The organism is Rothia dentocariosa ATCC 17931, assembly GCF_000164695.2.
Classification (GTDB): domain Bacteria; phylum Actinomycetota; class Actinomycetes; order Actinomycetales; family Micrococcaceae; genus Rothia; species Rothia dentocariosa.
In genome coordinates this window covers 691533-713449 of sequence record NC_014643.1, presented here as the reverse complement: position 1 = coordinate 713449, position 21917 = coordinate 691533, and the positions used below count along the sequence as shown (strand labels likewise).

20 protein-coding genes and 3 tRNA genes are annotated in these 21917 nt (G+C 53.4%); 16 read left to right on the top strand and 7 right to left on the bottom strand.

The window, feature by feature from the left end; translation table 11 throughout:
• Positions 1 to 2: 2 nt before the first annotated feature.
• The gene (locus tag HMPREF0733_RS03105; RefSeq protein WP_013397929.1) at positions 3 to 419 is read right to left on the bottom strand and encodes a hypothetical protein; all 417 of its coding nucleotides are present in this window, start codon (positions 417 to 419) and stop codon (positions 3 to 5) included.
• Positions 420 to 804: 385 nt separating this feature from the next.
• Here HMPREF0733_RS03105 and HMPREF0733_RS10725 point away from each other — a divergent pair, with 385 nt between their 5' ends.
• The 9 genes from HMPREF0733_RS10725 to HMPREF0733_RS03065 all read left to right on the top strand — a co-directional run bounded on the left by HMPREF0733_RS10725 (position 805) and on the right by HMPREF0733_RS03065 (position 13092).
• The gene (locus tag HMPREF0733_RS10725) at positions 805 to 4131 is read left to right on the top strand and encodes a DUF6531 domain-containing protein (RefSeq protein WP_049775422.1); all 3327 of its coding nucleotides are present in this window, start codon (positions 805 to 807) and stop codon (positions 4129 to 4131) included.
• On the top strand, positions 4091 to 7189 hold the full coding sequence (locus tag HMPREF0733_RS10720; protein ID WP_169310256.1) for an RHS repeat-associated core domain-containing protein: 3099 nt from the start codon (positions 4091 to 4093) through the stop codon (positions 7187 to 7189). Before HMPREF0733_RS10725 ends, HMPREF0733_RS10720 begins: the two co-directional genes overlap by 41 nt.
• Complete coding sequence (locus HMPREF0733_RS03095) at positions 7179 to 8012, top strand: hypothetical protein (protein ID WP_013397925.1); 834 nt, start codon at positions 7179 to 7181, stop codon at positions 8010 to 8012. Before HMPREF0733_RS10720 ends, HMPREF0733_RS03095 begins: the two co-directional genes overlap by 11 nt.
• Before the next feature lie 90 nt (positions 8013 to 8102).
• A complete protein-coding gene (locus HMPREF0733_RS03090) occupies positions 8103 to 9158 on the top strand; it encodes an RHS repeat domain-containing protein (RefSeq protein WP_041321586.1) in 1056 nt (351 codons plus the stop codon).
• Entirely contained in the window at positions 9155 to 9796 is a 642-nt protein-coding gene (locus HMPREF0733_RS03085; protein ID WP_013397923.1) for a hypothetical protein, read from the top strand. The genes HMPREF0733_RS03090 and HMPREF0733_RS03085 overlap by 4 nt, the downstream gene beginning before the upstream one ends.
• Before the next feature lie 13 nt (positions 9797 to 9809).
• Entirely contained in the window at positions 9810 to 10451 is a 642-nt protein-coding gene (locus HMPREF0733_RS03080; protein WP_013397922.1) for a hypothetical protein, read from the top strand.
• A 47-nt stretch (positions 10452 to 10498) separates the two neighbouring features.
• Entirely contained in the window at positions 10499 to 11137 is a 639-nt protein-coding gene (gene upp, locus HMPREF0733_RS03075) for a uracil phosphoribosyltransferase (protein WP_013397921.1), read from the top strand.
• Positions 11138 to 11679: 542 nt separating this feature from the next.
• Positions 11680 to 12447, top strand: coding sequence for a winged helix-turn-helix domain-containing protein (locus tag HMPREF0733_RS03070; protein ID WP_004005657.1), 768 nt, complete (start codon positions 11680 to 11682; stop codon positions 12445 to 12447).
• A 123-nt stretch (positions 12448 to 12570) separates the two neighbouring features.
• Positions 12571 to 13092: a SixA phosphatase family protein gene (locus HMPREF0733_RS03065; protein WP_004005656.1), complete on the top strand. Its 522-nt coding sequence runs from the start codon at positions 12571 to 12573 to the stop codon at positions 13090 to 13092.
• A 192-nt stretch (positions 13093 to 13284) separates the two neighbouring features.
• Here the strand turns inward: HMPREF0733_RS03065 and HMPREF0733_RS03060 are convergent.
• Positions 13285 to 13376: transfer RNA gene (locus HMPREF0733_RS03060), tRNA-Ser, on the bottom strand.
• Positions 13377 to 13604: 228 nt separating this feature from the next.
• Here HMPREF0733_RS03060 and HMPREF0733_RS03055 point away from each other — a divergent pair.
• The gene (locus tag HMPREF0733_RS03055; protein ID WP_013397919.1) at positions 13605 to 14174 is read left to right on the top strand and encodes a hypothetical protein; all 570 of its coding nucleotides are present in this window, start codon (positions 13605 to 13607) and stop codon (positions 14172 to 14174) included.
• A 220-nt stretch (positions 14175 to 14394) separates the two neighbouring features.
• Positions 14395 to 14727 (top strand): DUF4190 domain-containing protein, encoded by a 333-nt coding sequence (locus tag HMPREF0733_RS03050; protein WP_013397918.1) that lies wholly within the window; start codon positions 14395 to 14397, stop codon positions 14725 to 14727.
• A 70-nt stretch (positions 14728 to 14797) separates the two neighbouring features.
• On the opposite strand, the gene HMPREF0733_RS03045 is transcribed toward HMPREF0733_RS03050, so the two are convergent.
• A tRNA-Ser gene (locus HMPREF0733_RS03045) sits at positions 14798 to 14885 on the bottom strand.
• 149 nt (positions 14886 to 15034) lie between these two features.
• Between HMPREF0733_RS03045 and HMPREF0733_RS03040 the strand changes: the two genes are divergently transcribed.
• The 3 genes from HMPREF0733_RS03040 (at position 15035) to HMPREF0733_RS03030 (ending at position 17872) form a co-directional block, all read left to right on the top strand.
• Entirely contained in the window at positions 15035 to 16045 is a 1011-nt protein-coding gene (locus HMPREF0733_RS03040) for an NAD(P)H-quinone oxidoreductase (protein ID WP_041321874.1), read from the top strand.
• Between the two features lie 164 nt (positions 16046 to 16209).
• On the top strand, positions 16210 to 16728 hold the full coding sequence (locus HMPREF0733_RS03035) for a hypothetical protein (RefSeq protein WP_013397916.1): 519 nt from the start codon (positions 16210 to 16212) through the stop codon (positions 16726 to 16728).
• Positions 16729 to 16996: 268 nt separating this feature from the next.
• The gene (locus tag HMPREF0733_RS03030) at positions 16997 to 17872 is read left to right on the top strand and encodes an HpcH/HpaI aldolase/citrate lyase family protein (RefSeq protein ID WP_004005648.1); all 876 of its coding nucleotides are present in this window, start codon (positions 16997 to 16999) and stop codon (positions 17870 to 17872) included.
• A gap of 94 nt (positions 17873 to 17966) precedes the next feature.
• Here HMPREF0733_RS03030 and HMPREF0733_RS03025 read toward each other — a convergent pair whose 3' ends face one another.
• From HMPREF0733_RS03025 to HMPREF0733_RS03010, 4 genes are all read right to left on the bottom strand, one after another.
• Positions 17967 to 18161 carry a hypothetical protein gene (locus HMPREF0733_RS03025; RefSeq protein ID WP_013397915.1) on the bottom strand — a complete coding sequence of 65 codons (195 nt, stop codon included), beginning with the start codon at positions 18159 to 18161 and terminating at the stop codon, positions 17967 to 17969.
• A 313-nt stretch (positions 18162 to 18474) separates the two neighbouring features.
• Positions 18475 to 18999 carry a DUF4865 family protein gene (locus HMPREF0733_RS03020; RefSeq protein WP_244864877.1) on the bottom strand — a complete coding sequence of 175 codons (525 nt, stop codon included), beginning with the start codon at positions 18997 to 18999 and terminating at the stop codon, positions 18475 to 18477.
• Between the two features lie 82 nt (positions 19000 to 19081).
• The gene (locus tag HMPREF0733_RS03015; protein WP_172461374.1) at positions 19082 to 19678 is read right to left on the bottom strand and encodes a TetR/AcrR family transcriptional regulator; all 597 of its coding nucleotides are present in this window, start codon (positions 19676 to 19678) and stop codon (positions 19082 to 19084) included.
• A gap of 311 nt (positions 19679 to 19989) precedes the next feature.
• Positions 19990 to 20064: transfer RNA gene (locus tag HMPREF0733_RS03010), tRNA-Thr, on the bottom strand.
• A 159-nt stretch (positions 20065 to 20223) separates the two neighbouring features.
• Here HMPREF0733_RS03010 and HMPREF0733_RS03005 point away from each other — a divergent pair.
• Positions 20224 to 21045 carry a DsbA family protein gene (locus HMPREF0733_RS03005; RefSeq protein WP_013397912.1) on the top strand — a complete coding sequence of 274 codons (822 nt, stop codon included), beginning with the start codon at positions 20224 to 20226 and terminating at the stop codon, positions 21043 to 21045.
• A 9-nt stretch (positions 21046 to 21054) separates the two neighbouring features.
• Complete coding sequence (locus HMPREF0733_RS03000; RefSeq protein ID WP_013397911.1) at positions 21055 to 21900, top strand: spermidine synthase; 846 nt, start codon at positions 21055 to 21057, stop codon at positions 21898 to 21900.
• Positions 21901 to 21917: the final 17 nt, after the last annotated feature.

Here is a 21917-nt window from a genome sequence, read left to right as displayed (position 1 = left end):
TTTTATTCTTCCGAAGGCCTTCTCGCAATAAAAGCTAGAATAATATAGCCTACAAAAAATATGATTGTTATCATCATGGCCCATCCTGCAATAGGGAATAACAAAGGCCGCCTCTGAACAATATTCGTAAAACTCTCCACAAACTCCTCGACATCCCTAGCAGGAACAGATTCAGGAGTTTCTCCCAAAGCATCAGAGCGCTCATTCTCATGCGCAGCACCTCCCTTAGGTAGAGGGTCTTCTCCTGCCTTCTCGGATGTTGGCACACGATGCGAGGACGGTGTGGCACCCCAGCCCATGGCATACGCTGAGGTTATTTTCTGATAGTAGTTCTTTTGTTTTTTCTCGCTTCGATACGAGAGGTAACTACAGATAACGATGCCACTAAAGATGAGGGAATAATAAATATAGTTTCCCATTGCTGTTACTCTCCAAGGCCCCTTATACTCTTTATCCCTATTATTCCTACCAATAACTTATGATTTCGACCCTTAAGCCAGGACTTCCCGTGAGTGAGTACAGCGCCTACACAGCCGGAGGTAGAAATCTAAACATCACCCCTTAAAGGTCAGGTTGGTTGTACTCGACCGGTGCATGTCCGTTCCCGTATATGCATGATTCGGCAACCGCCTCACACACGAAGCAGCCCGACATGCCGCGCCTAAATGTACTGTTCATGACGAATATCCTTGACTAACCCTTATGTGAAGGTTAGGGTAAATATATCCTATACAGTGTTCTGTGACACTCACAAACATTAACTATATCTACGTTGATATAACTACAACCACACAAGGAGCAGCTATGCCGCACGTCCGCCCTGAACCTATCGCCCCTGAAAACAGCGGTTCACCAAGTTCTTTGGGCGGTAAGCCGGCGCCTATGCCTGAGCTCAAGCATGTTGATCCTCCGCAAAGCTCTGTTGACGACAATATGAGTATCGGCACGGCTGATAAGCCGCGCGCTATGCCTGACGTTCAGTTTGATGATGGGGCATCCGATAACCTCAGAAATGCGCTGAATTCTGCCGCAGACACTATCGAAACCCAGCAGGGCGGGCGAGACGGTCTTTTTGATACTGCACGAGATAAATTTGAGGGCAAATACGCCCACGACTTTCATATGTGCCACGTACAACTTGCCAATAACTCCGCCAACGTTGTGACGATGCTCCGTTATGGCGCGAAGCTGGTAGATTACATCAAAGAGTGCGCTCATGTTGAAAACGAAAACCGTAAGAAAGCCCGGGAGTGGGAGAACCGCAACGGTTTGCAGCAAACTTGGGATGGTGTTGTTCTCAACAAACACCGTCCCGATTATGCTCCCAACCCGTCGAAACCTGCTGAGCCCGGCTCTGCCCCGCAGCGCGATGTCAATGCTGGCGCCCCTGATGCATCCGGCGGCACTTCCTCTGCTATTCCAGAGAACCTCGACGGCTACAATACTGCCTGTGTATCCTACGACAACGAAGCAGGGCTCAAGCATACCGACATTACGAATGCGCTAAACACCTACACAAGTTCGTGCCATCACGGGTCGCTCGATATCAGCGAAACAATCAACAGCATGGCGGGGTGGCTTCAACAGAGCAACCAGGTCAATACCTGGGTTTCTGGAGTTGCCCAGGATTTTAGGGATGCTGGGTCTGGCACCGGTAACATCAAAACCGTCTCGAATGCGTATCTGGATCAGCGTATGCAGGAGCGTGGAACTGGTGCTCCTCAGGTTCAGAAAATCGAGGTTCATCCCGCTCAGGTCACGGGCGAAATCCCTACTTCCGGCTTCGCAAATGATCCGGTAAACGTGGCAACGGGTAACTTCATTGAGCCTGAAACCGACCTTTCTTTCCCGGGAACTTTTGCGCGTAATCTGAACCTGAAACGTATGTATAACAGCTTGGCTGTGACTAACTCGCAAGATATTCCTTCGGGTGTTTTTGGCATCGGATGGTCCTCTACTCTGGATCAGCGTCTTGAGTTTGATGCTGACAAAGCATCATGGTTTACCGCCGATGGGCGCATCCTCACGTTCGCGCGTGAAGGTGAAGGATTCGCGCGTGCCTCTGGGGAAGCATGGTGGCTGACAAAGGCAGAACTGGGCTCTGATGCGTATGCGCGTATCGAAGCCTTGCAGCGTGAAACACAGCGACAGCTCAAGAATTCTCGTGGCTTAGATGAATCCGCAGTTCAAGCTTTCATGCAGGAACCCTTCTATTGGATCGTGATGAATAATGCTCACGAATCCTTTGGGTTCAGCGCTTCTGGGGATTGGGTGAGTGCTACTGATGGGCACCCATCAAATACTGTGGTCGCATTCCGCGACGCGCAGGGGCGGGTGACAGATCTGGTGCATCCAGGATCCCAGCGCGGGATTCGTGTGGACTACGAAGAGCTAGGTCAAAGCACTGAGGCTCCCGAGCATCGCCCGATTAGTGCTTATACTTACAACACGACTGGCGCCGAAGCTGATACGCCGCTAATGGCTGCCGAATATTCGTATGAGGGTGAGTATCTGACGAGTGTGGCAACAAATGCGGGTGTCCGTTCGTATACTCACACGGATGCTGGACTTATCCGTGAGGTTATCAACGCCAATGGGATTGTAGAGGTTACCAACACCTACGATGAGCTGGGCCGGGTAGTTCACCAGCTCACCGAGTATGGGCGCGAAGTTTCGTACACCTATACCCCGAGCTTGGTTACTATTGTGGCGGATGCTGAAACAGGGGATAACTCTAACCTCTGGACAAGCGATTCTAAGGGACGCTTGATCGGAATCACCGCCACCGACGGCAGCCGACAGACCATGCGGTACGATTCTTTCGGAAACCGTGTGGGTATTACTGAGCGCGATGGTTCTAGGACTGCGCGCGTATTCGATAACCGAGGCAGGCTGAAGCGTGAACGTACTCCCGAGGGTACCGACTACACCTACGGGTGGGATGAACACGATCGCATAACCGGCGTATCTGTGCGGGATGCACGTGATCCCCGCAATCTGGGTACGCCAATGACCGTGAGCTATGAATATGCGGATTCGGTGAACCCAAACCCAAGCGCTGTGATTGACGCAGACGGTGCTCAGACGCTTTATGACTGGGACGATAGGGGTCTTCTTACCCGAGTCACTGAGCCAACGGGTGTATCCACAACCTTCGAGTACGATGCTTACGGTGATCTCGTCCTCGTGACAAACGGTGCGGGTAATACTACAACCTTGATACGTGATGACCACGGACGTGTTATTGGGGTTATAGATCCGCTTGGTCGTCGCGGTACGGCGACGTACAATTCTTCAGGTGCGCTTGCAAGTATCGAAAACGCAGATGGTGCCCGCTGGACTTTTGCGTACCCCGAGTTTGCCGTAGAATCCCTTCCCTCGCTGGTACGTAACAGCACCAATACGTCTGGGGGTTGTGGAAATCTTCCTACTTCGGTAACGGATCCCTACGGTGCTACCATCCGGTTTACCTACAATGCAGGCGGAGAAATCGCTAGTGTCACCAACCCGCTAGGTCATACGACCGAAGGAACTTTTGACACATGGGGTAACCTTGTTGGCCTCACTACCGCCAGCGGTGCCGTATGGAATTACGTTTATGATGGTTTGTCTCAGTTGGTTGAGGCTACTGACCCGAGCGGTGCTGCCACCCGGTATTCCTATGATTTGAACGGCGAGTTGTCGTCGGTGACGGATGCGACCGGCGTTGAAATTAAACGCAGGGTAGATCGTCAGCGCGGTATTGAGGAGATCGCGGATGCGTTCTCGTCCTCGTTCATTCACACGGATATTTTCGGTCGGGTTACGTCTGAGCAGAAACGTGCCCGGGGTGGGTCTTCTGCGAAGAAGGCCGATGTCGAAAGCGAGTTCATCACTTATGATGTTGCGGGTCGCCCGGTTGAGATTCTTGACGCCGCCGGTGGTCTGACCCGTTGTGAACGTGATGGTGCCGGGCGTGTGCTGCGGGTAATTTCTGCTGAAGGCCGTATCGAGACCTACGACTATGATGGGGCCGGGCGGGTGATCTCTCATGCCGTTGGGCTGGATGCTCCTGAGCGTTACACCGATGAAGAGGGGGTTTCGCGGGTTGTTGAGCCTTCTTGCTTGGGCGATAACTCGCCTGGAGTATGATGCCGCTTCGCAGATTATTAAGCGTATTAACCCTGACGGTACGGTTGAGAAGATCACGTATGACGTGTGTGGTCGAGTGACCGGTGTGGAAGCCGGTGCGCGTGTGGCATCGTACGAGTACGATTTGTGCGGTCGCTTAATTGGTGTGCGCGATAGTTCTTTTGGGCAGCGAAGGTTTAAGTACGATGCTGCCGGTCAGATTATCCGGGCAACGGATGGTTTGGGGTTCCGTACGCATTTCTCGTATACCGCAACCGGGCAGGTTTGCCGCGTTGTCGATGCTGCCGGCCAGGTGACCGACTATGAGTACGATGCGCTAGATCGTCTGGTGCGTGTTATCAAGGCTGCGGGCACGGATGATGAGTCGGTGCAGGAGTACGCCTATGATGCTGCCGGTCGTCTGATTCGTGCTCATGATGGTGTACGCGAGTATACGCATACTTATGATTACGCTGCTGGTGGCCGCCTGGCGCATACGTGTGTTGATGGTGTGAAGGCTGCCGAGTTTGGGGTCGAGGATCAGGGTCGTACCGTGTGGGTGCGCGATTACGCTAGTGCTCAGGCCCTTGAAGCTGGCGCGTCTGAGGATGCGTTTGTACAGCATCGGTTTGTGTATGATGCACGCGGTTTGCTGATGGAGCGTTCACGTTCGGGCGTGATAACCGATACTGCGGGTCCGTGCTCTGGCACGGCGGATGTAGATGCGCAGGTTCAGGTGTTGAATACTTTCACGAACACGGGCGCGTACACACTCACGTTGGGGTACGATGCCGACGGTTACCGTACGCGCATGGTGACCCCGTACGGTGAGACTGCGATTGCCCACGATGGTGCTGGTCGCGTGGTGAGTATGTCACGCGCTGATCAAGATGCTCACCGTGAGAGCCCGGCGGCGCAGTATTCCTACGATGCGATGGGCAGGCTGATCCGTGCCCAGTTAGGCGACATTCTCTCGCGCTGGGAGTTTGATAGTGAGTCCGGTCTGGTGTGCTCGTACTCGCGCGAGAACACAGCGAAGGCGGATTCGGTTGAGCGTACCGAGGTTATTCGTGATGAGCAGGGTCGTATTGTGGGCTTGGATTCTGCCGATGGGCTGGTGGTGTATACCTATGATGCTGCCGGCCAGTTGACGGGTTCTCGTTCTGGTGATCTGGAGTTTGAATGGGTGTTTGAGGCTGGGCTCATGGTTTCTGAGCGCACTTGGCGTCATTCTGGTGGCACGGGCGAATCTGAGGAGCCTTCGCGGGTGCTGTCGGGTGAACGTTCGTTTGCGTATAACCGTTTGAACCAACTCACCGAAATTATTGCAGCCGACCATACAGCGGAGCATACGTTCACGACAGTGACCACGTATGAGTACAATGCCGCTGGTGAACGTACTCGTGAGATTATTACCGATGACAGGGGCGTACAGCAGGTTCGTGAGTACGCTTGGGGTGCGTACTCCGGGTTGGCCTCGGTAACGGATACGTATGTGACTGCTCACGGCGGTGAAGCTGCATTACGGGTTCGTATGGTGACTGATGTGACTGGTGAACTTGCCCAGGTAGCCGGGGTTAATGGTGTTTCGGTGCCATTGTTGTGGGATCCGGATGCTGCTATGCCACAGATCTTAGGTGCTGGCGGCATGCCTGCTCCCGGGTCTGACGGCGGTTTCTCCCAGGTTGGTATTGCGGGTGGTTTTGACCCGTGGGCTGTGCCGCCCATGCTGGGTTCTGCACCGGATGCTCAAGGGATGAATATTCCCGGTCTTCCCCGTACCTCGAGTGCGGATGATAGCGGTGTGTGGGAATCTATACTTCCTGCCGGGTTCTCGTTTACCGGTGCCGGGTCTGTGCGTGTTGCCGGTTTGGATGTGATGGGTGCCCGCGTCTTTGATGGCGTCTCGAAGCGTTTCCTCTCGACGGACCCGTTGGCTCAGGTGCCGGGTACTGGTTTCTTCGCGGATGTATATGCGTTCTGCGGGAACAACCCGGTAGGGCTAATGGACCCGTGGGGTCTGAAACCGATGTCGCCGGATGAGTTCCAGAAGTACTCCCAGGAACAATACGATAAGTTCTGGCAAGGTGTACGCAATGTTGGCGAATGGGCCGCTGGTGCGATTATGGTAGCAGCAGGTCTTGCGCTGACGGTTGCTGCCGTGGCGACGGGACCGTTGGGTATGGTGCTGCTGGGTGCTGCCTCGGGCGCCTTGATGAGTGGCGGTATGTCGGTGATTACCCAGAAGATGGAAGGTAAGAATGTTGATTGGGGCGCTGTTGGTCGAGATGCTCTGATTGGCGGTCTTGCCGGTGGTGCCGGTGGTGTAGTCGGCGGTATTTTTGCGAAGGGCGCTACTGTGGCAAAGGGCCTAGCAACGGCAGAGAAAGCGGGTAAAATCTCTCGTGTTGTACAAATGGGTGTGAAAGCATCGGATAAAATCAACGCTGGTATTGCCCGTATAGGAAACACCAAGCTTGTCTCTGCGTTCAGGAATAGTAAGTTTATTAATGGGGCGAGTAATTGGGTTGGTAACAAACTCTACGGTAAAACCTTCGAAGGCGGCGTTGATGAACTTGGTGCTAAGGTAATAGGCAGCGGGCTCCAAGAAGGCGTAAAAGATGGTACATCTTCTTCGGTGAAATATGCCGCAACAACTGATAATTGGAATGGTACAGACCAACTATCGGCTTTTGGCATGGGGTTTACTGGTGGTTTTGTATTTGGTGCAGTTGGTGGTGGTGCGAACCAAGGGATGACTGCTTCATCAGATTTAGCAAAAGAAACAGGAAAAACAGCCAGCAAATTAAATAACCCCTGGACTCGTAATTACGCTAATGACTGGATTACTAGTAATGGTGCTGATGCCATATCTATCGGTTTAGACCAAAAGATGAGTCCGGAGGAGAAGGCTCAGAAGATGATTCATAAGGTTGGGGTGAATAGCATCAAATCTGGGTTCACTGCTGGGGCGAAAACCTATGGCGGCACCATTAAAAATGCTCGTGGGGAATCCGAAGCTCCCGGGGCTACTCTTCAGACCGGCACATCAGGGACGGTAGCTGCTGATGAGCAGTGAACTTATCTTTGGTCTCTTCTGCCTAGTCTTTGTGGTGGGGACGTTTTGGCTCTCAGCAGTATTTGAAGGGCGCCGGCGTGAGCGTGAGCAGAAAACCCAGCAGGTGGTAGAAGAAACTTCTGATCCTCGGGCTGTGGTGCGGGTGTTGGCGTCGGTGCGGTTACAAGCCTCGTGGTTTATCAAAATGCTCTTATGGGTAACGCTTTTGCTGTTACTCTTTTTGGCTTCTCTTTTGGGCCTTATGACTATCGCGACTCTTGTTTCACAGGATTATAAGCCTGGATATACCACAAGTGAATGGGTTGAATTAGGACTTATTATTGTGGGTTTTCCTTCTGTGGTGTGGGGTTTGTGGGTGTGCAGGGTCTCGTACCGGGAAATCCTGCCCGAGAAACTCATGAGGGTCAATAACCGGGGACGTAAGCAGGTGCTGCACTACTGGCAGATTGACTCTAGTTATTTCACCCTATTAGGGGATGAGAACGGGCTCTTTGAGCTCACCGATACCGCAGGGGTGGTGTATCGGTTTAAACCGCATATAGAACCGTGCCGGTATCTGGGTTCTCAGGTGGCGTTTCGGTTGGATTATGGGTATTGGGCTGATCCGAACAATACTCAGGATGCTGAAATACTTGTGCAGTATATTCGGGAAAAATTGTGGGTGCAGCGCCTGTTGGAGGTGCCCACTGTTTCGGGGTTAGCCCACGACGGGGTGGGACAAGAGTACAGGCCTGTTGGTGGTCCTGATTTCGGGCCTGAGTTTCGTATCAGGCAGAGCGTATCGGGAGATTTCACGTGGGCTAAAAACTTCGTCCTCACTTAACAGGCAGGGCGCATCTGCCGACGGACTGGTGGTGTATACCTATGATGCTGCCGGTCAGCTCACGGGTTCTCGTTTACCGGTGCCGGGTCTGTGCGTGTTGCCGGTTTGGATGTGATGGGTGCCCGCGTCTTTGATGGTGCCTCGAAGCGTTTCCTCTCGACGGATCCGCTGGCCCAGGTGCCGGGTACTGGTTTCTTCGCGGATGTATATGCGTTCTGTGGGAACAACCCGGTAGGGCTGATGGATCCGTGGGGTCTGAAGCCGATGTCGCCGGATGAGTTCCAGAAATACTCGCAAGAACAATACGATAAGTTCTGGAAAGGTGTTCGCAACGTCGGAGAATGGGTATTAGCCGGTACCATGATAGTTGCTGGTGCGTTGCTGTCTGTGGCTTCGTTTGCTGGTCCAATAGGTATTTTAGCTGGTGGTTTGGGCGGTGCTCTTTTAGGGGCAGGGTCTGAGATGTTCATGCAGAAGCTTGAAGGAAGGGAAAACCTGGATTGGTCTGCGATTGGGCGTGAAGCCTTAATAGGTGGCGTTTCAGGTCTTGCTGGTGGTATCGCAGCGACCGGTATGAAAGCTATTGGTAAGGTGGAACGAGGCGTTAAAGCTGCCAACGTAGCAAGTAAAGGTAAAAAAGCAGCAGAAGCTGCGAGTAAGGGGGTAATTGCTGAGCAAAAGGCACAAAAGTTAAGTCCTATGAGGAAAGCACTTTCAAGTCAGTATTCACAAGATGTTGCTAAGGGCACTGTGTCTAACGGGGTAAGTACTGCCGAAACTTACCGTTATAACTCAATGGCAAGTGGAAACTTTGATCCCGTTGCATATCTTGGTGCTGGTTCTGCGGGCGCTGGGACTGGTTTTATGGTGTCAACATTTACTGGCGGCTTGAATCGTGGTATTACTGGCGTTGCTCCGAATATGGGTAGGGGTTCGCAAGCATTAGTTAAAGGGACTATTAATGCTGCTGGTGCTTATGGTACCGCTAATGCGAATCTTGGGTTAAGTGAGGCTCTGAAGCCCAAGGAAGCTCGTAAATCTGGTGAAGATATGTTGAAAGCATCAGGTCGCAGTAGCACGTCAGCCGAAACTAAAAGTGTAGCAAAAGATACCGCAGGTTATTTATTGAAGGGTCTAAAGAAATGATATTAAATATAGCTTTAGTCCTTGCTGTTACTCAAATGCTATCTTGTGTATTAATTATTAAGGGGCATAGAAATTGGAATTACTTATGCTATAAATTTCCATACCGTGGAACTAAAGACGGTTTTTTCGGTTTTATATCAAAGGTAGTTTTAGTGTTGTGTGGTATAATGACTTTGATAAGTATCTTGCTCGTTAAATATGATCCGAATTTTAAAAATGCTCCAGTTTGGTTTTTACTTTTGGTAAGCGGTGGTTGGTATATTAGTTTGGCGCTATATTTGGATCGCAAGAACTTCTACTTACAGACAACAACCGAAGGTATATCTTGGGGTAATTTATTGTCAATTTCTTATGATGCATCATACGAAGACATTACAAAGTTTTCATACGAGACACGGGGAATCTACGGTCTTACGTGGCTTGTAGTGAAAACTAATCATGGAAAAACCTTGCGTTTTGACCCTTTACTAACAGGTTCTGGTTCGTTGATTCCACAACTGGCATTTCGGGTTGAGAATGGTTATTGGGCAAAAAGTGCAGATCCAGAAGACCAACAACTGCTTCAGAACTTTATTGATAAGCCTGAGAAGGCTCGTGAAATTCTTATGAGTTGGTCCCCTTGTGTTATAGAACGGTGATATAGGTATAGCTATGGAATTGACAGATTTAATACGAGCCCTTATACCGGTTCTTCCTGTTGTCATTATATCATTGGCAGCTTCAGTAATACCTCGTTTTATTAGCACAAAACCTCCTGTTTTTGAGCTAAAGAAAGAGGTGATATTTCGGCTCCATTGGATATACAAAATTTCTGTATTGGTCATTGATATTATCTGTTTATTGGTTGCTATATTCTTGATATGGGGATCGATAATGTCAGGTCCTAGGGTGCTTGTTGCTCCCATGTTTTGGGTAATTATAGCTATTTTCTCTATTCTGTTCTTATATATTCACAAATCTTTCAGTGATGTGTATGTGCGCATAGACTCCCAAGGCATTACCGTGAGAAAATTTTATGGGCGTAGGAAGAATATACCCTATACAGATATTTCTGAGTACATCTTTAAACCACACAGCGATAAGCTCATCATTAAAGACTTTCGGGGCAGAAAAACTCTTATCCGCCCCTTAAAAACCTCTTCGCAGTTATCCCTTTTCCACTTGGCTTTTCGCATAACTGAAGGGCGCTGGGCTCAACCGCATAGCACTGATGACCGGCGAAAACTTGAGGAATCCATCGAAACCAATAGTGGGGTACAGTACCTTTTGGATCACTCGCACGGCAAACTGTAGTAACCGGCAAACAGCACCCGCACTAGCAGGCAGAGTAAACTGAGAGTATGCGTATTAAGATTCTTGATCACCCGCTGGTGGCGCACAAGATTAGTGTGCTCCGCGATAAAAACACTCCCTCACCCACGTTCCGCCAGCTCGTCGATGAACTCGTTACCCTGCTCGCCTATGAGGCCACCCGTGAGATTCGGGTTGAGCAACGCCCTATCGAAACCCCGGTGGCGCGCACGATGGGAACCGTTATCGCTAATCCGAAGCCCCTGGTTGTGCCGATTCTGCGCGCCGGGTTAGGCATGCTTGAAGGCATGACTCGCCTGGTACCTACCGCCGAAGTCGGGTTTTTGGGTATGGCCCGTAACGAAGAGACCCTCGATATTGTCACGTACGCCGAACGTCTGCCCGAAGATTTGACCGGTCGTCAGGTGTACCTGCTCGATCCTATGCTTGCCACCGGCGGCACCTTGATTGAGGCTATTAAATTCCTGCGCGAACGTGGCGCCGAATCCATCACCTGCGTCTGCCTGATTGCTGCCCCCGAAGGTATTGCGGCTCTCGAAAAGGGCGTTGAGGGTCTGCGGAATATTGACCTGTTCCTTGCCGCTAAAGATGAGCGTCTGAACGAAAGGGCGTATATTGTGCCCGGTTTGGGCGATGCAGGCGACCGTCTCTATGGGCTGGCGCAGTAGCGCATCCTTAAGGGTCTGACGATTGCGCGTGGGCGGTCTTAGACGTCGGGTGCCGCAAACATGTGCTTTGGGACTTGATTCTGAGATTGCACGCGGGGCGTCGGTTCCTTGTCACCTTCATACTGCGGTGTGCCCCTTTCTCCACATGCATCTGCGAGTGCGGCGAAAAACACTAGTAGTGTACGAGTCGCCGGTACCCTTGGGAGCCTCCGCTCCAGAACGTGGAAATTGCGCCCGGTTCGTATGCGGTCAGGGGCTCTGAGCGCGCGGCTTTTTGGGGTATCGGTTCCGAATCTCCATGTATAATATGAGGGAGAAACGGTGCTTGTCAGCGTCGTTTCCCGGCACTGAATCAAAGTTCACGAGGGTGTGAAGCTGCGAGCAGAACGTCGCAGATACCCCAAGTTGCTTGATTTATGAGTCAAATAATAGAAATATTGATAGCAAAGGAAACGCCGCCTTTACCGCGCGGCGTTTGAGCATTCCGCATTATGCAGAATCAAGGGACCCGTACGCAACAAATCTTGAGAGAAGGTTGAACAATGTCAGGTGCAGTACCTGGATACGTCCACATCTCCCAGCGTGGTCGTGCTGCAAAGCGTCAAGTGCCGCAGCAGAACCGCACACAAGGGTCCGCAGCTACTTTGCGCCCGATGACCTTCTCCTCCGGGGATCAGCAGGGCACCCAGAAGGCAGGAGCTCAGGAGAACGAGGCGCGCGGGTTTGTGCTGTATGTGGGGCTCAATGAAGAACTTGCCGCAGCCAACGGCACATCGCTGGTGCGTATTGTGCAGGATTTGCGAACCTATGCACACCATCTGGCACCTGAGGCCGAATCCTATGCCGCTGTTGCTTTGGCTCCCGTTCATGCGGAGGGCAGCGATCTTGAGGTTGTGCGCAATGCGCTTGGCGATCCGACTGCCGTGTTCTACCAGGCTGAGCTGCACAAGCAGGCGCGTGAAGCCGAACAGCCCGCAACTCCCAGTTCCAATGGCGTTCTGATCGATTTGGCACGTCGTGAGGTGTTCCTTGATGGGGAACAGCTGATGCTCACCTTCAAAGAGTTTGAGCTTCTGGCGCATCTGGTTGAGAACTCCACCCGCACCGTGGGGCGCGATGAGCTTTTGGAGTCGCTCTGGAGTGCCGGGGACGAGCATCCCCACGAACGCACCATTGACGTGCATATTCGGCGTCTGCGTTCGAAGTTGGGGCGTCTTTCGGGAACCGTGCGTACCGTGCGCGGTCAGGGGTACCGGTTCTTTGAGCATCCCGAAGTTGTGGTGTGGGCCGCCCCCGAATACTCTATCTAGACTTTTTACGCTCGAAACCCCGCGTTCTTTCTTAAGAGCGCGGGGTTTTCACATGCCGTTTTTGTGGCGCGTTATCACGCGGCAACCCGGCGTATCGGGGTGCCTACGTTGTACTATGAAGGTATGGTTGAGAACTCACTCCGAGACGTTAAGCGCCTGATTATCATGCGTCATGCTGAAGCCGACTGGGGTATGGATGATTTCGATCGCCCACTGACTAAGCGCGGGCATCGTCAGGCTGCGGATGCGGGCTCCTGGCTCAAGCAGAAGGGCTATATTCCCGAGCAGCTGATGTCTTCGGCGGCGCTGCGCACCCGGCAGACCACCACCTGGATTTCAGATGCGCTCGGCGAGCAGGCACCTACTCCGCACCTGGACGAGGGTCTGTATGAGGTTCCTGCATCCCGGGTACTGGCGCGCATTAACGGGGTTTCTGAGAGCGTACGCACGCTTATGGTGGTGTCGCATCTGCCTGCGGTACAAGATGTGACCTTACAGCTTGCGAGCCCCGACTCTGACTACAATTCTCTGATGGACGCTTCCTATGGCTTTTCGCCTTCGTCCGTAGCGGTCTTTGAGGTGCCGGGGGAGTGGGCGCTTCTTGATGGTGCGGATGCGCGCCTCATCGACTTTATGAGCTTCTAAATCCTATCCGCAGTCGGCACACTGCGCCCGCGCCTTCTCTTCTGCTGAACCGCAGCTTTTCGACCGGGAGGAGGGCAAGGTTAGCCAGGCGGAAACCACTGCATAATAAGTACAGACTGCAAAAATCTGATGCCCTACGCACCTAGGACGCAGCGAACCCCCGCACCTTTTACGGTGTGGGGGTTCGTTCTATGGCGGAGACGGGGGGATTTGAACCCCCGGTCGAGTTCAACCCCGACCCTTCATTAGCAGTGAAGTCCATTCGGCCGCTCTGGCACGTCTCCACGGTGCACAAAACGAGTGCATCCCTATAAGAATATCGGGAGTAAGCAGGCTGGTCAATTCGGAATTGCCGACCAAACTTCCCCCATGAGCGAAAAACAACGCGCTATAGTTAGAGTTATTGCCACGCCCATTCACGCAGGCTGAAAACGGTTCCCCAGATATTTCCTTACAGCAGGTAGACAGTGGGCAGGTCTAGTTGTCGCTTCTTGTCACCGAAAGGAATAGCTATGTCTGAGCATCACGCGGGAGAGCAACCGTCTCAGTCGCAAAACCCCCATCAGGGTGAGGACGCCTACGAGAAAACTCGCCCTCTCTCTGACTCTCTGCCCGAATACACTAAGCTTTATCAGAACCAACAGCAGCCCGCTCCTAGACAGCAAGACTATCAACAAACTGTTCCTCAGCAGTACTATCACCAGTCCGCCCCTCAACAGTATTACCAACAGCCTGCTCCTCAACACTACTATCAGCAGCCGGTATATGTGCAGCCCGTGCCCATGATGACGGTTGTCCCCAAAACCCCGCAGCAGATTGCCGGTGAGCAGGCGGCACAAACCTCTTTAGCGCTGGGCATTGTTGGTTTGGTGCTCGCCCTCTTCTGGGTCACGAGTGTGATTCCACTGGGTTTGGGGATCTGGGGTGCGGTTAAAGGTGCTCAGGCTTCACGTGTCGGAGTTCCCGCCGGAGGCGGTCTTGCCACCAGCTGGATTGCCCTGTCGCTGGGGGCGATTGAGACTCTGTTCTTCTTTATTCCGATGGTGGCGTTTGTGATAGCCGCTATAGCCAGCACTCGGTAGCAGCCGTGGAAGCCCCGCAGAATCCTGGTACAGGGAGGACAGCGGGACTTTATTGTGCATGATCTGGGCGCTTTAACGCGTATGCCGTGTTGGTACGGATTTGTTAACACGGCATGTTGGAAAGTGTGTACTTATCTTTAACCCTGTACAGTAAATAAAGCCGATAATAAAACTGATCTTATGTCCGACGATAGGATCGTCTACCCCAAGAAGGATAGTAATGTCCGAAAACTATAACTTCCAGCCTCAGCAGAACCCGCAAGACGGATACCCCCAGCAGGGTTACCAGCAGCCGTACCCGCCGACAATTGATCCTGAAGCAATCAAGGCAGAGAAAAACGCAAAAATCTATTCCATTACTTCCCTTGTTCTAGGTGCTGTCGGTATTGGGATTTTTGCCATCGGTTTTGGGATTGTTGCCGTAGTTTCCTGTATTAGGGGTCTTATTGCTAATAAGGGAAAGAATGCTGGCTATACCGCTATGGCGCTTATCGGGGGTATCCTCGGTGTCTTTGATATTGTGCTGTGGTTCCTCTCAAGGTTGGTCTCGTAACCTGCAGATTCTACGCAGAAAACCCCGCGATACACCTGAAAATTCAGGCGCATCGCGGGGTTTTAGTGTGCGGATGGTAAGGGATTTGAACCCTTGAGACGGGGTTACCGCCTACTGGTTTTCAAGACCAGCTCCTTCGGCCGCTCGGACAACCATCCCGGTATTTTCCGCCCTTGAGCGGAAAAGGTACCCGCCGATTATCTCATGTTCTATGCTTTTCTGTAAATCTGAACATTGCGGTATGCCCCGAGAACACATGCTACTCTCGGTGCAGGAAGATACAGATAAGAAGGTTGTTGAGGCTACTATGCGCGCCATTGTCGAGAAAGAACATGGAGATCCAGAGGTTCTAACGCTCTCTGAGGTTCCGATTCCCGCCCCTGCACCCGGGCAGGTCTTGGTGCGGGTGCATGCCGCCGGGCTGAACCGGGCGGATTCCCTGCAGCGGCGCGGGCATTATCCGCCTCCTGCGGGGGCAAGCTCCGTATACGGTCTTGAGATTGCGGGCGTGGTAGAGGCTGTGGGCGAGGGCGTTGATCCCGCCCTGGTGGGCGAGCGCGTTATGGCGCTTCTTGCTGGCGGTGGTTACGCCGAGTATGCGGCGGTAGATGTGCGCCATACCCTGCCCATTCCCAATGGTATGAGCATGGTTGAGGCGGCGTGCATACCGGAGGTCGCCGCGACGGTGTACTCGAATCTGGTGCTTCTGTGCGGAATGAGCCTTGATCCTGCGCAGAATAACCCGGCGGAAGATGAGCAGACTTCGCTCCTGGTGCATGGCGGTGCCGGGGGCGTGGGTATGCACGCTATTCAGCTGGCGCGCGCCGCCGGTGTGCGGGTTTTTGCGACGGTCGGTGATGACGAGAAGGCTCAGGTGGTGCGGGCGTTGGGGGCGCATCCGATTAATTACCGCACGGAGTCTTTTCGTCAGGTTATTCAGCGTGAGAGTGCCGGTCACGGCGTGAATTATATTCTTGATGTGATGGGCGCGAAATACCTGGAAGATAATCTGCGGTCTTTAGCCGATGGCGGGCATCTGGCGACGATTGCTGTGCAGGGCGGCCGCCGCGCGGAACTTGACCTGGGTCTTATGCTGACGAAGCGCTTATCGGTGCACGGTACGTCTTTGCGGTCACGGTCTGCAGATGAGAAGGCAAAAATTATGGCAGGGGTGCATGAGAACGTGTTACCGTTGCTTGAGCGCGGCGTTCTTTCGGCGAATTTTGATCGTGAATTTCCGTGGTGGCAGGCGGCGCAGGCCCATGAGTATTTTGATGCTGGTCAGCATCGCGGCAAGGTTGTTTTGCGTGTGATGTAAGTCGTGTTGTGCCGGTTTGGCCGGACTAAATGCGTGAATTTTTCGAGAGCTTAATCCCACATCAACATTTTTTGTACGACATCCTGTCACCAAAACGAGATTTAGGGTACCCTAAGTATATAGAGCTTTCTAGACGCACGACCGGCTGAGCATGAGGAGGGGCTATGGGACTCAAAGATTTCCTGCAATCACGGCGTGATGACGCGGAACTTGGGCGTGGTCTCTGGCGTCGTGCGCACGACCGGTTTATTCGCGGTATTGATCGTTTCCACCAGGTTCTTGAACGCCTTGCCGATACCGAGATGATTGAACTTATCGTGCCGGATGCGAATACTCTTGCCGATCTTATTCCGCGGGTTCGTGCCGTCGCGATGGAGGCGCAGCGTATTGCCCCCAGTGACGGCATGGATATTCCTGCCTCCCCTGAGGGCACGTTCTCGGATCTGCATCGGGCGCTCTCGAAAGCTGGTAATGCGGTAGCCCTCTGCGCTGAGGCGCTGGCGATGGCGCGGTGCTTTGGCGAGTGTAGTGTGCAGTGCCACCGCAAGATTACGGTGGAGCGCCGCGTGCAGAGTGTGGTTGAGCATGTCGAGAATGCGGAACGCCTGATCGCCCGCGCGCGTGATGAAAAAGCTGCGCAGGCGCGTAACGAAAACCCGGCTCTGCAGACAACCTCGGTTTAACGTCATAAACGTGAAACTAACGGCGATGTGCGAATAGTTGTGTAGTCGCGGGCTCCGTATAATTTCCTCGATAATTTCGGGGGTTTAGTGTCTTTTGAGGGATTCACGTCGCGAACTATCCAACATAAAACCATATAAATCCGCGTAAAACCCCACATGACATGAGGTAACTAGAACCTTAACTAAGGTTGAGCTTAGTATAACCATCATGGACCAGACACCTACACTAAAAGCTCGGACACCAGCACATCAGGGAAAAGACCAACCAATGCTCGAATTCCATCGCAATGAACGTGCGCGCCAGCTACGCCCCAGTCTCTCTCGCTCCTGGCTTCTTGTGCGCCCTAATTCAGCCGAAAAAGACTTTGAAGAAGCGTTCGCTAGTGAAGCAGACTCCATTATTCTAGACCTCGAAGACGGCTGCCCCGAAGACGAAAAAGACGAAGCCCGCAGTCGAGTCGTCAAAATGCTTAACTCCGGCGTGGTCGCATGGGTGCGCATCAACGCTATCACCACCGAGCACTGGTGGAAAGACGTCAAAGCCCTCAAAAACACCAAAGGTCTGCGCGGCGTTATGCTCGCCACCGCAGAACACGCGACCGATATTGACCGCACCGCCTCCGAACTGCCCGCCGGAACGCCCATCATCGCGCTTATTGAATCGGCTCTCGGGGTGCACAACGCCGTCGAAATCGCCAGCGCTATCGGAACCTTCCGCATCGCCTTCGGAGCAGGCGATTACCGCCGCGATACCGGTTCCAGCGACACCCCCATGGCGCTCGCCTATGTGCGCTCGCAGCTCGTGATTGCTTCAACTCTGGGCGGTATTCCTGGCCCTATTGACGGACCATCCGTGGGTAAGTACAAGGCGGCGCTCACCGAGGCCTGCACCTACGCCACGGCCCACGGCATGACCGGAAAACTCACTCTTGACTCCGATCAGGCAGACACCATCAACCAGGCATTCTCGCCGAGTGACCACGAAATCGCCGAGGCGCACAAAATGCTTGATGTTCCCATTGACGGGCCGCACGACGGTTCATATCTGCCGCGTTACCTGCGCGCCAAGAAGGTTAAAGAACTCGCCAAAGTCTACGGGCTGTGGGGAAAGACCGAAAGCGACGCCCAGCGCGCCAACGTCTAAAGTCTTGGCATATAAACGTGAGCCGCGCATCCTGCCTCAGGTTAGGATGCGCGGCTCACGTGTTCTCTGTGCGGTACAGCTTCGCTGCGGGCGGCTAGTTGTACGGAGTCCTGCCGCCGGTAAAGGCATAGGCGCAAATATAGGAGGTCACAACCCCCAGCACGATGGGAACGGCAATAATGGTGTCTTCACCGAAAATCCATCGATAAAAGAACCACAGCGCACAACACGGTATCAGCAGAAGCACGAATACCAACCCAAAACGCTGGGTCTGTTTTTTATGACGCATGATGCCCCTCTCGAAGTGCAAACAAAACGGTAAAACTCTTTTCCTTATTGTACGGGTTTTCAAGGGTAATCGGGTTTATTGTGTGTCTATCCTGGATATTTTCGCCTTACCAAGAGCAGGTGGCTATTTGATAGGTGGGCCAGCTGAGGTGCTCTAGCAAGAAAGTTTAGGAATCAGAAACCGATGATAACCATTAACTCTCAGACCGTCTGGCGTCAAACCACTCCGCCCCTGCAAAACCGTCCCAGAACAGGTAAAACGCCGCCCGAACACCTCCCAGCAAAGTTGGGGTTCGTGCTGAGTGGTTTCCTGATCAGCGGGAGTCAATATCGGCGGTCGAGACGTGGAGGACCTCATAGGAGGTGGTTTTCGGTTGTGCGTGGTCGGGGTTGGCACTGCTGAGTTCAACCTGGATGAGTTTCCAAGTTGTGATGTCGACTGCGGCCAGGCGGCAGAGCGTGTTAGCGTTCTGTCCGTTAAGGAAGTCCGCAGTCAGGGGCTCTATGATTTCAGACGGTGCGGTAAACTCGGGCAGGGTGACAGTTTGGATATTGAGGCTGCGTGCTTGGGTGAGAGGTGTATTTCCTTTGAGGAGTTTGTGGACTGTCCAATCTTGGATGGGGTGACGGCCGAAATCGCGCACAATTGATGAGTACCCAGGCTCTCCCCAGCAGAAAGATCGCATTCCCTCTGTATCGTTCCAGACGTAAAATGGTGCGTAGCAGTTTTCCATGGCTCCTTTGGCTTTCTCCTGGATAAGGTAAGCTTTGAATTCCAGTCCCGGATATCCATCCATCAAGTGCCCAGTGCGACGGACGCGGTCCCTGATGATCTCCATATCGTAGTTCGTTGGAAGCTGGACACGGTACTGCATTGAATACATACGTCTTTCCCCATTTCTTCTTAGCTCATGTGGTTACTCACTCAGAATGATCCGACGCCTCGGTAGTCAGAGGTACTGTGGCCTTGCGTAGGAGCGCAGCAGCCCCTTCAACCGCCGCATCAAAGGCATCCGTATCTCGTGTGGCACGTGCTAGCACATAGCCTCCTTGTACTGTTGCTACCACCAGTGAAGCCAGATTGCGGGCATCAATGTCTGCTGCAAACTCGCCTTGGTCTCTGCCTCGCTCAAAGAGTACTGTGAGAGCTTCGAGCAGCCACACAAACGTGCGTTTGACAGGCTCGATGAGTTCCGGGGTGTTCAAGACATCGGCATCGAATGTCATTCTTCCCATGCGGCACCCCTTTAGAACATCGCGCTGTCGACGCAGATAAGCTGTTGCTATTTCATAAGCACTACCATCTGTCGCAAGCAGCTTTTCTGTGTCGTGACGCATGGAATGGGCGCTGCATTCTAGAGCTACCACGGCCAGTTCCTGCTTATTAGTGAAGTGGTGGTACATACTGCCCTGACCAGCACCTGATCGGCGCATAATATCTTTCGGGCTGGTTGCCGAATACCCCTGTTCCCATAGGAGATCCTGGGTTGCCTCCACAAGTCGAGTCCTGCTGTCCATAACCATAACTGTACATACTAGTAGTTACAATTTGCAAGCTTAGCGCCTTCACATTGGATTCCAGCTCACACATAGGTCTCAGCCAAACACCGTAAACCTTTTGATATGGGGTGTCCTATTTGGTGGCAACCGGCGACGAAGCCTCCCCTGACCCGATTGCCGTAGCTCTCTGGGTCTCAGGGATGCTCGTAGGTCGGACCGCTGCCGACCGAGTATCCGAGCCTCGCAAAAACCGCGCCAGAACAGCAAAAACGCCACCCTGGACACCTCCCGGCTGGACCGGGATTTCTTGTACCAGAGTGACGTGCGAATGGAGCCCCCTGTGGGATTCGAACCCACGACCTTTTCTTTACGAGGGAAATGCTCTACCCCTGAGCTAAGGAGGCACACGATATACGACCTATATGGCGCTTATACCATCGCCAATATTAGCAGAGATTACAGGGTAGGGCGAATATGACCCATAACTCGAAAGGGGTGCGTTCCCCCGCAATATATGGGAGGATGAAAAGTAAGTCTATTATCTTTACGGTAAAGGAACCCTCATGACATCTATGCTCAATCGCCGTACCGCGCTTTCGCTCGGGGTACCCGCTCTCGCAGTCGTATTCTCCGCATGCGGTAACGCGACCTCAAATTCCGGGTCGAGTGCATCCGCAAGCGGTAGTTCAAGCTCTAACGCCAGCTCAAGCGGCTCAGCAAGCAGCGCTCCCTCGGGCGATGCTTCCGGCAGCGCTAGCGCCGGGGGAGAGGCAAGCGCATCCGGTTCGGCTTCAGCCTCGGGTGACTCCGCCAAAATGACCGCTACCAAAGTTGGCGAGCGTGACGAGGTTGGATACCACCTCAACACCCCCAAGCAGGGTGCGCCCACCGTGACCCTGTACACCGACTATCAGTGCCCTTACTGCGCCAAGGCCGAACCCACCTATGAGAAGGTCGCCAAGGATCTTGAGGGCACCATGAATGTGACCGTGCGCAATATGCCGCTGTCCCAAATTCACAAGAATGCTATTGCCGCCGCGCAGGCCGTGCAGGCGGCAGAACTTCAGGATAAGCACCTGGAGATGGCGAATAAGCTTTTTGAAACTCAGGACAGCTGGAAGAATATTACCGAGCAGACCGAGTTTGCGGGAGTTCTCCTCAGCTATGCTCAGGAACTTGGGCTGGAGGAGGAGAAATTCAAGACCGACATGACTGATCCAAAAACCATCGACTTGATCAAGAGCGATTTTGAGTACGGCCGAAAGATCGGCGTGAAGGGCACCCCCCAATTTGCGGTGAACGACAAGCCTCTTGAGAATGTGGATTCTTCGACCTCCGCTGAGGATATGGTCAAAGAATTCAAGAAAGCAGCCGGGCTGAGCTAGTCTTTCGTGATGGATGAAAGACAGCGAGAGCGTGCCGCGCTGGGCGTTCATCTGAGTGTGAGCGGCCAGCGCGGTCGCATTCTTGAGGACGGATTCAGCGAGCACGGCTATGTGCTTGAGATCGGCGGTGCCGAACAATCCCATGTTGATGCTGCTGATGCGACCGTCGTGTTTTACGAGTATTTGCGGCGCATTGCCAATGTGCTGGATGTACTCGAACCGCCGCGCGAACCCGTGACGGCTCTTCATCTGGGGGCCGGGGCGCTCACGCTTGCCCGCTATGTGCAGGCCACGCGCCCGGGGTCTTCGCAAGTGGCTGTCGATTATGAGCCGCAGCTGATGGGGTTTGTGACCGAGGTGCTGCCGTTGCCCGCAGGTACCCGGTGCGAGTTCGTGGTTGCGGATGCGCGCGCCGTACTCCCCGAAATTCCCACGCTTTTCTGCGCTCACGCCGCATCCGACGACGGCATTTTTCGCGGGATCGACGCCATTATTCTTGATATTTTTACGGGCATGGATGCGCCCGAACACCTTGCCAACGCCGGCTACTACGCCGAGCTGCGTGAGCTCCTGAGCGCTCGCGGGGTACTCGCCGTGAACGTGGGCGATGATGCCGGGCTGCCCTTCTTCCAACAGCAGGCACGCGCCCTATTGGACACGTTCGAGCATGTGTGGTGCCTGTGCGATTCTTCCATGCTGAGCGGTGAACACGAGGGGAACCTGGTGCTGATCGCAACCGCACGCGAACTCGACGAAGACACCGCCGATGCGCTGTTCGCGCGGGGACCGCATCCGGCGGAGGTGCTGGGTACCGAAGAACTGCGGGATTTTCTGGGGTACCTGGCCGGGCAATAGCCGCCCGAGAAACGCCG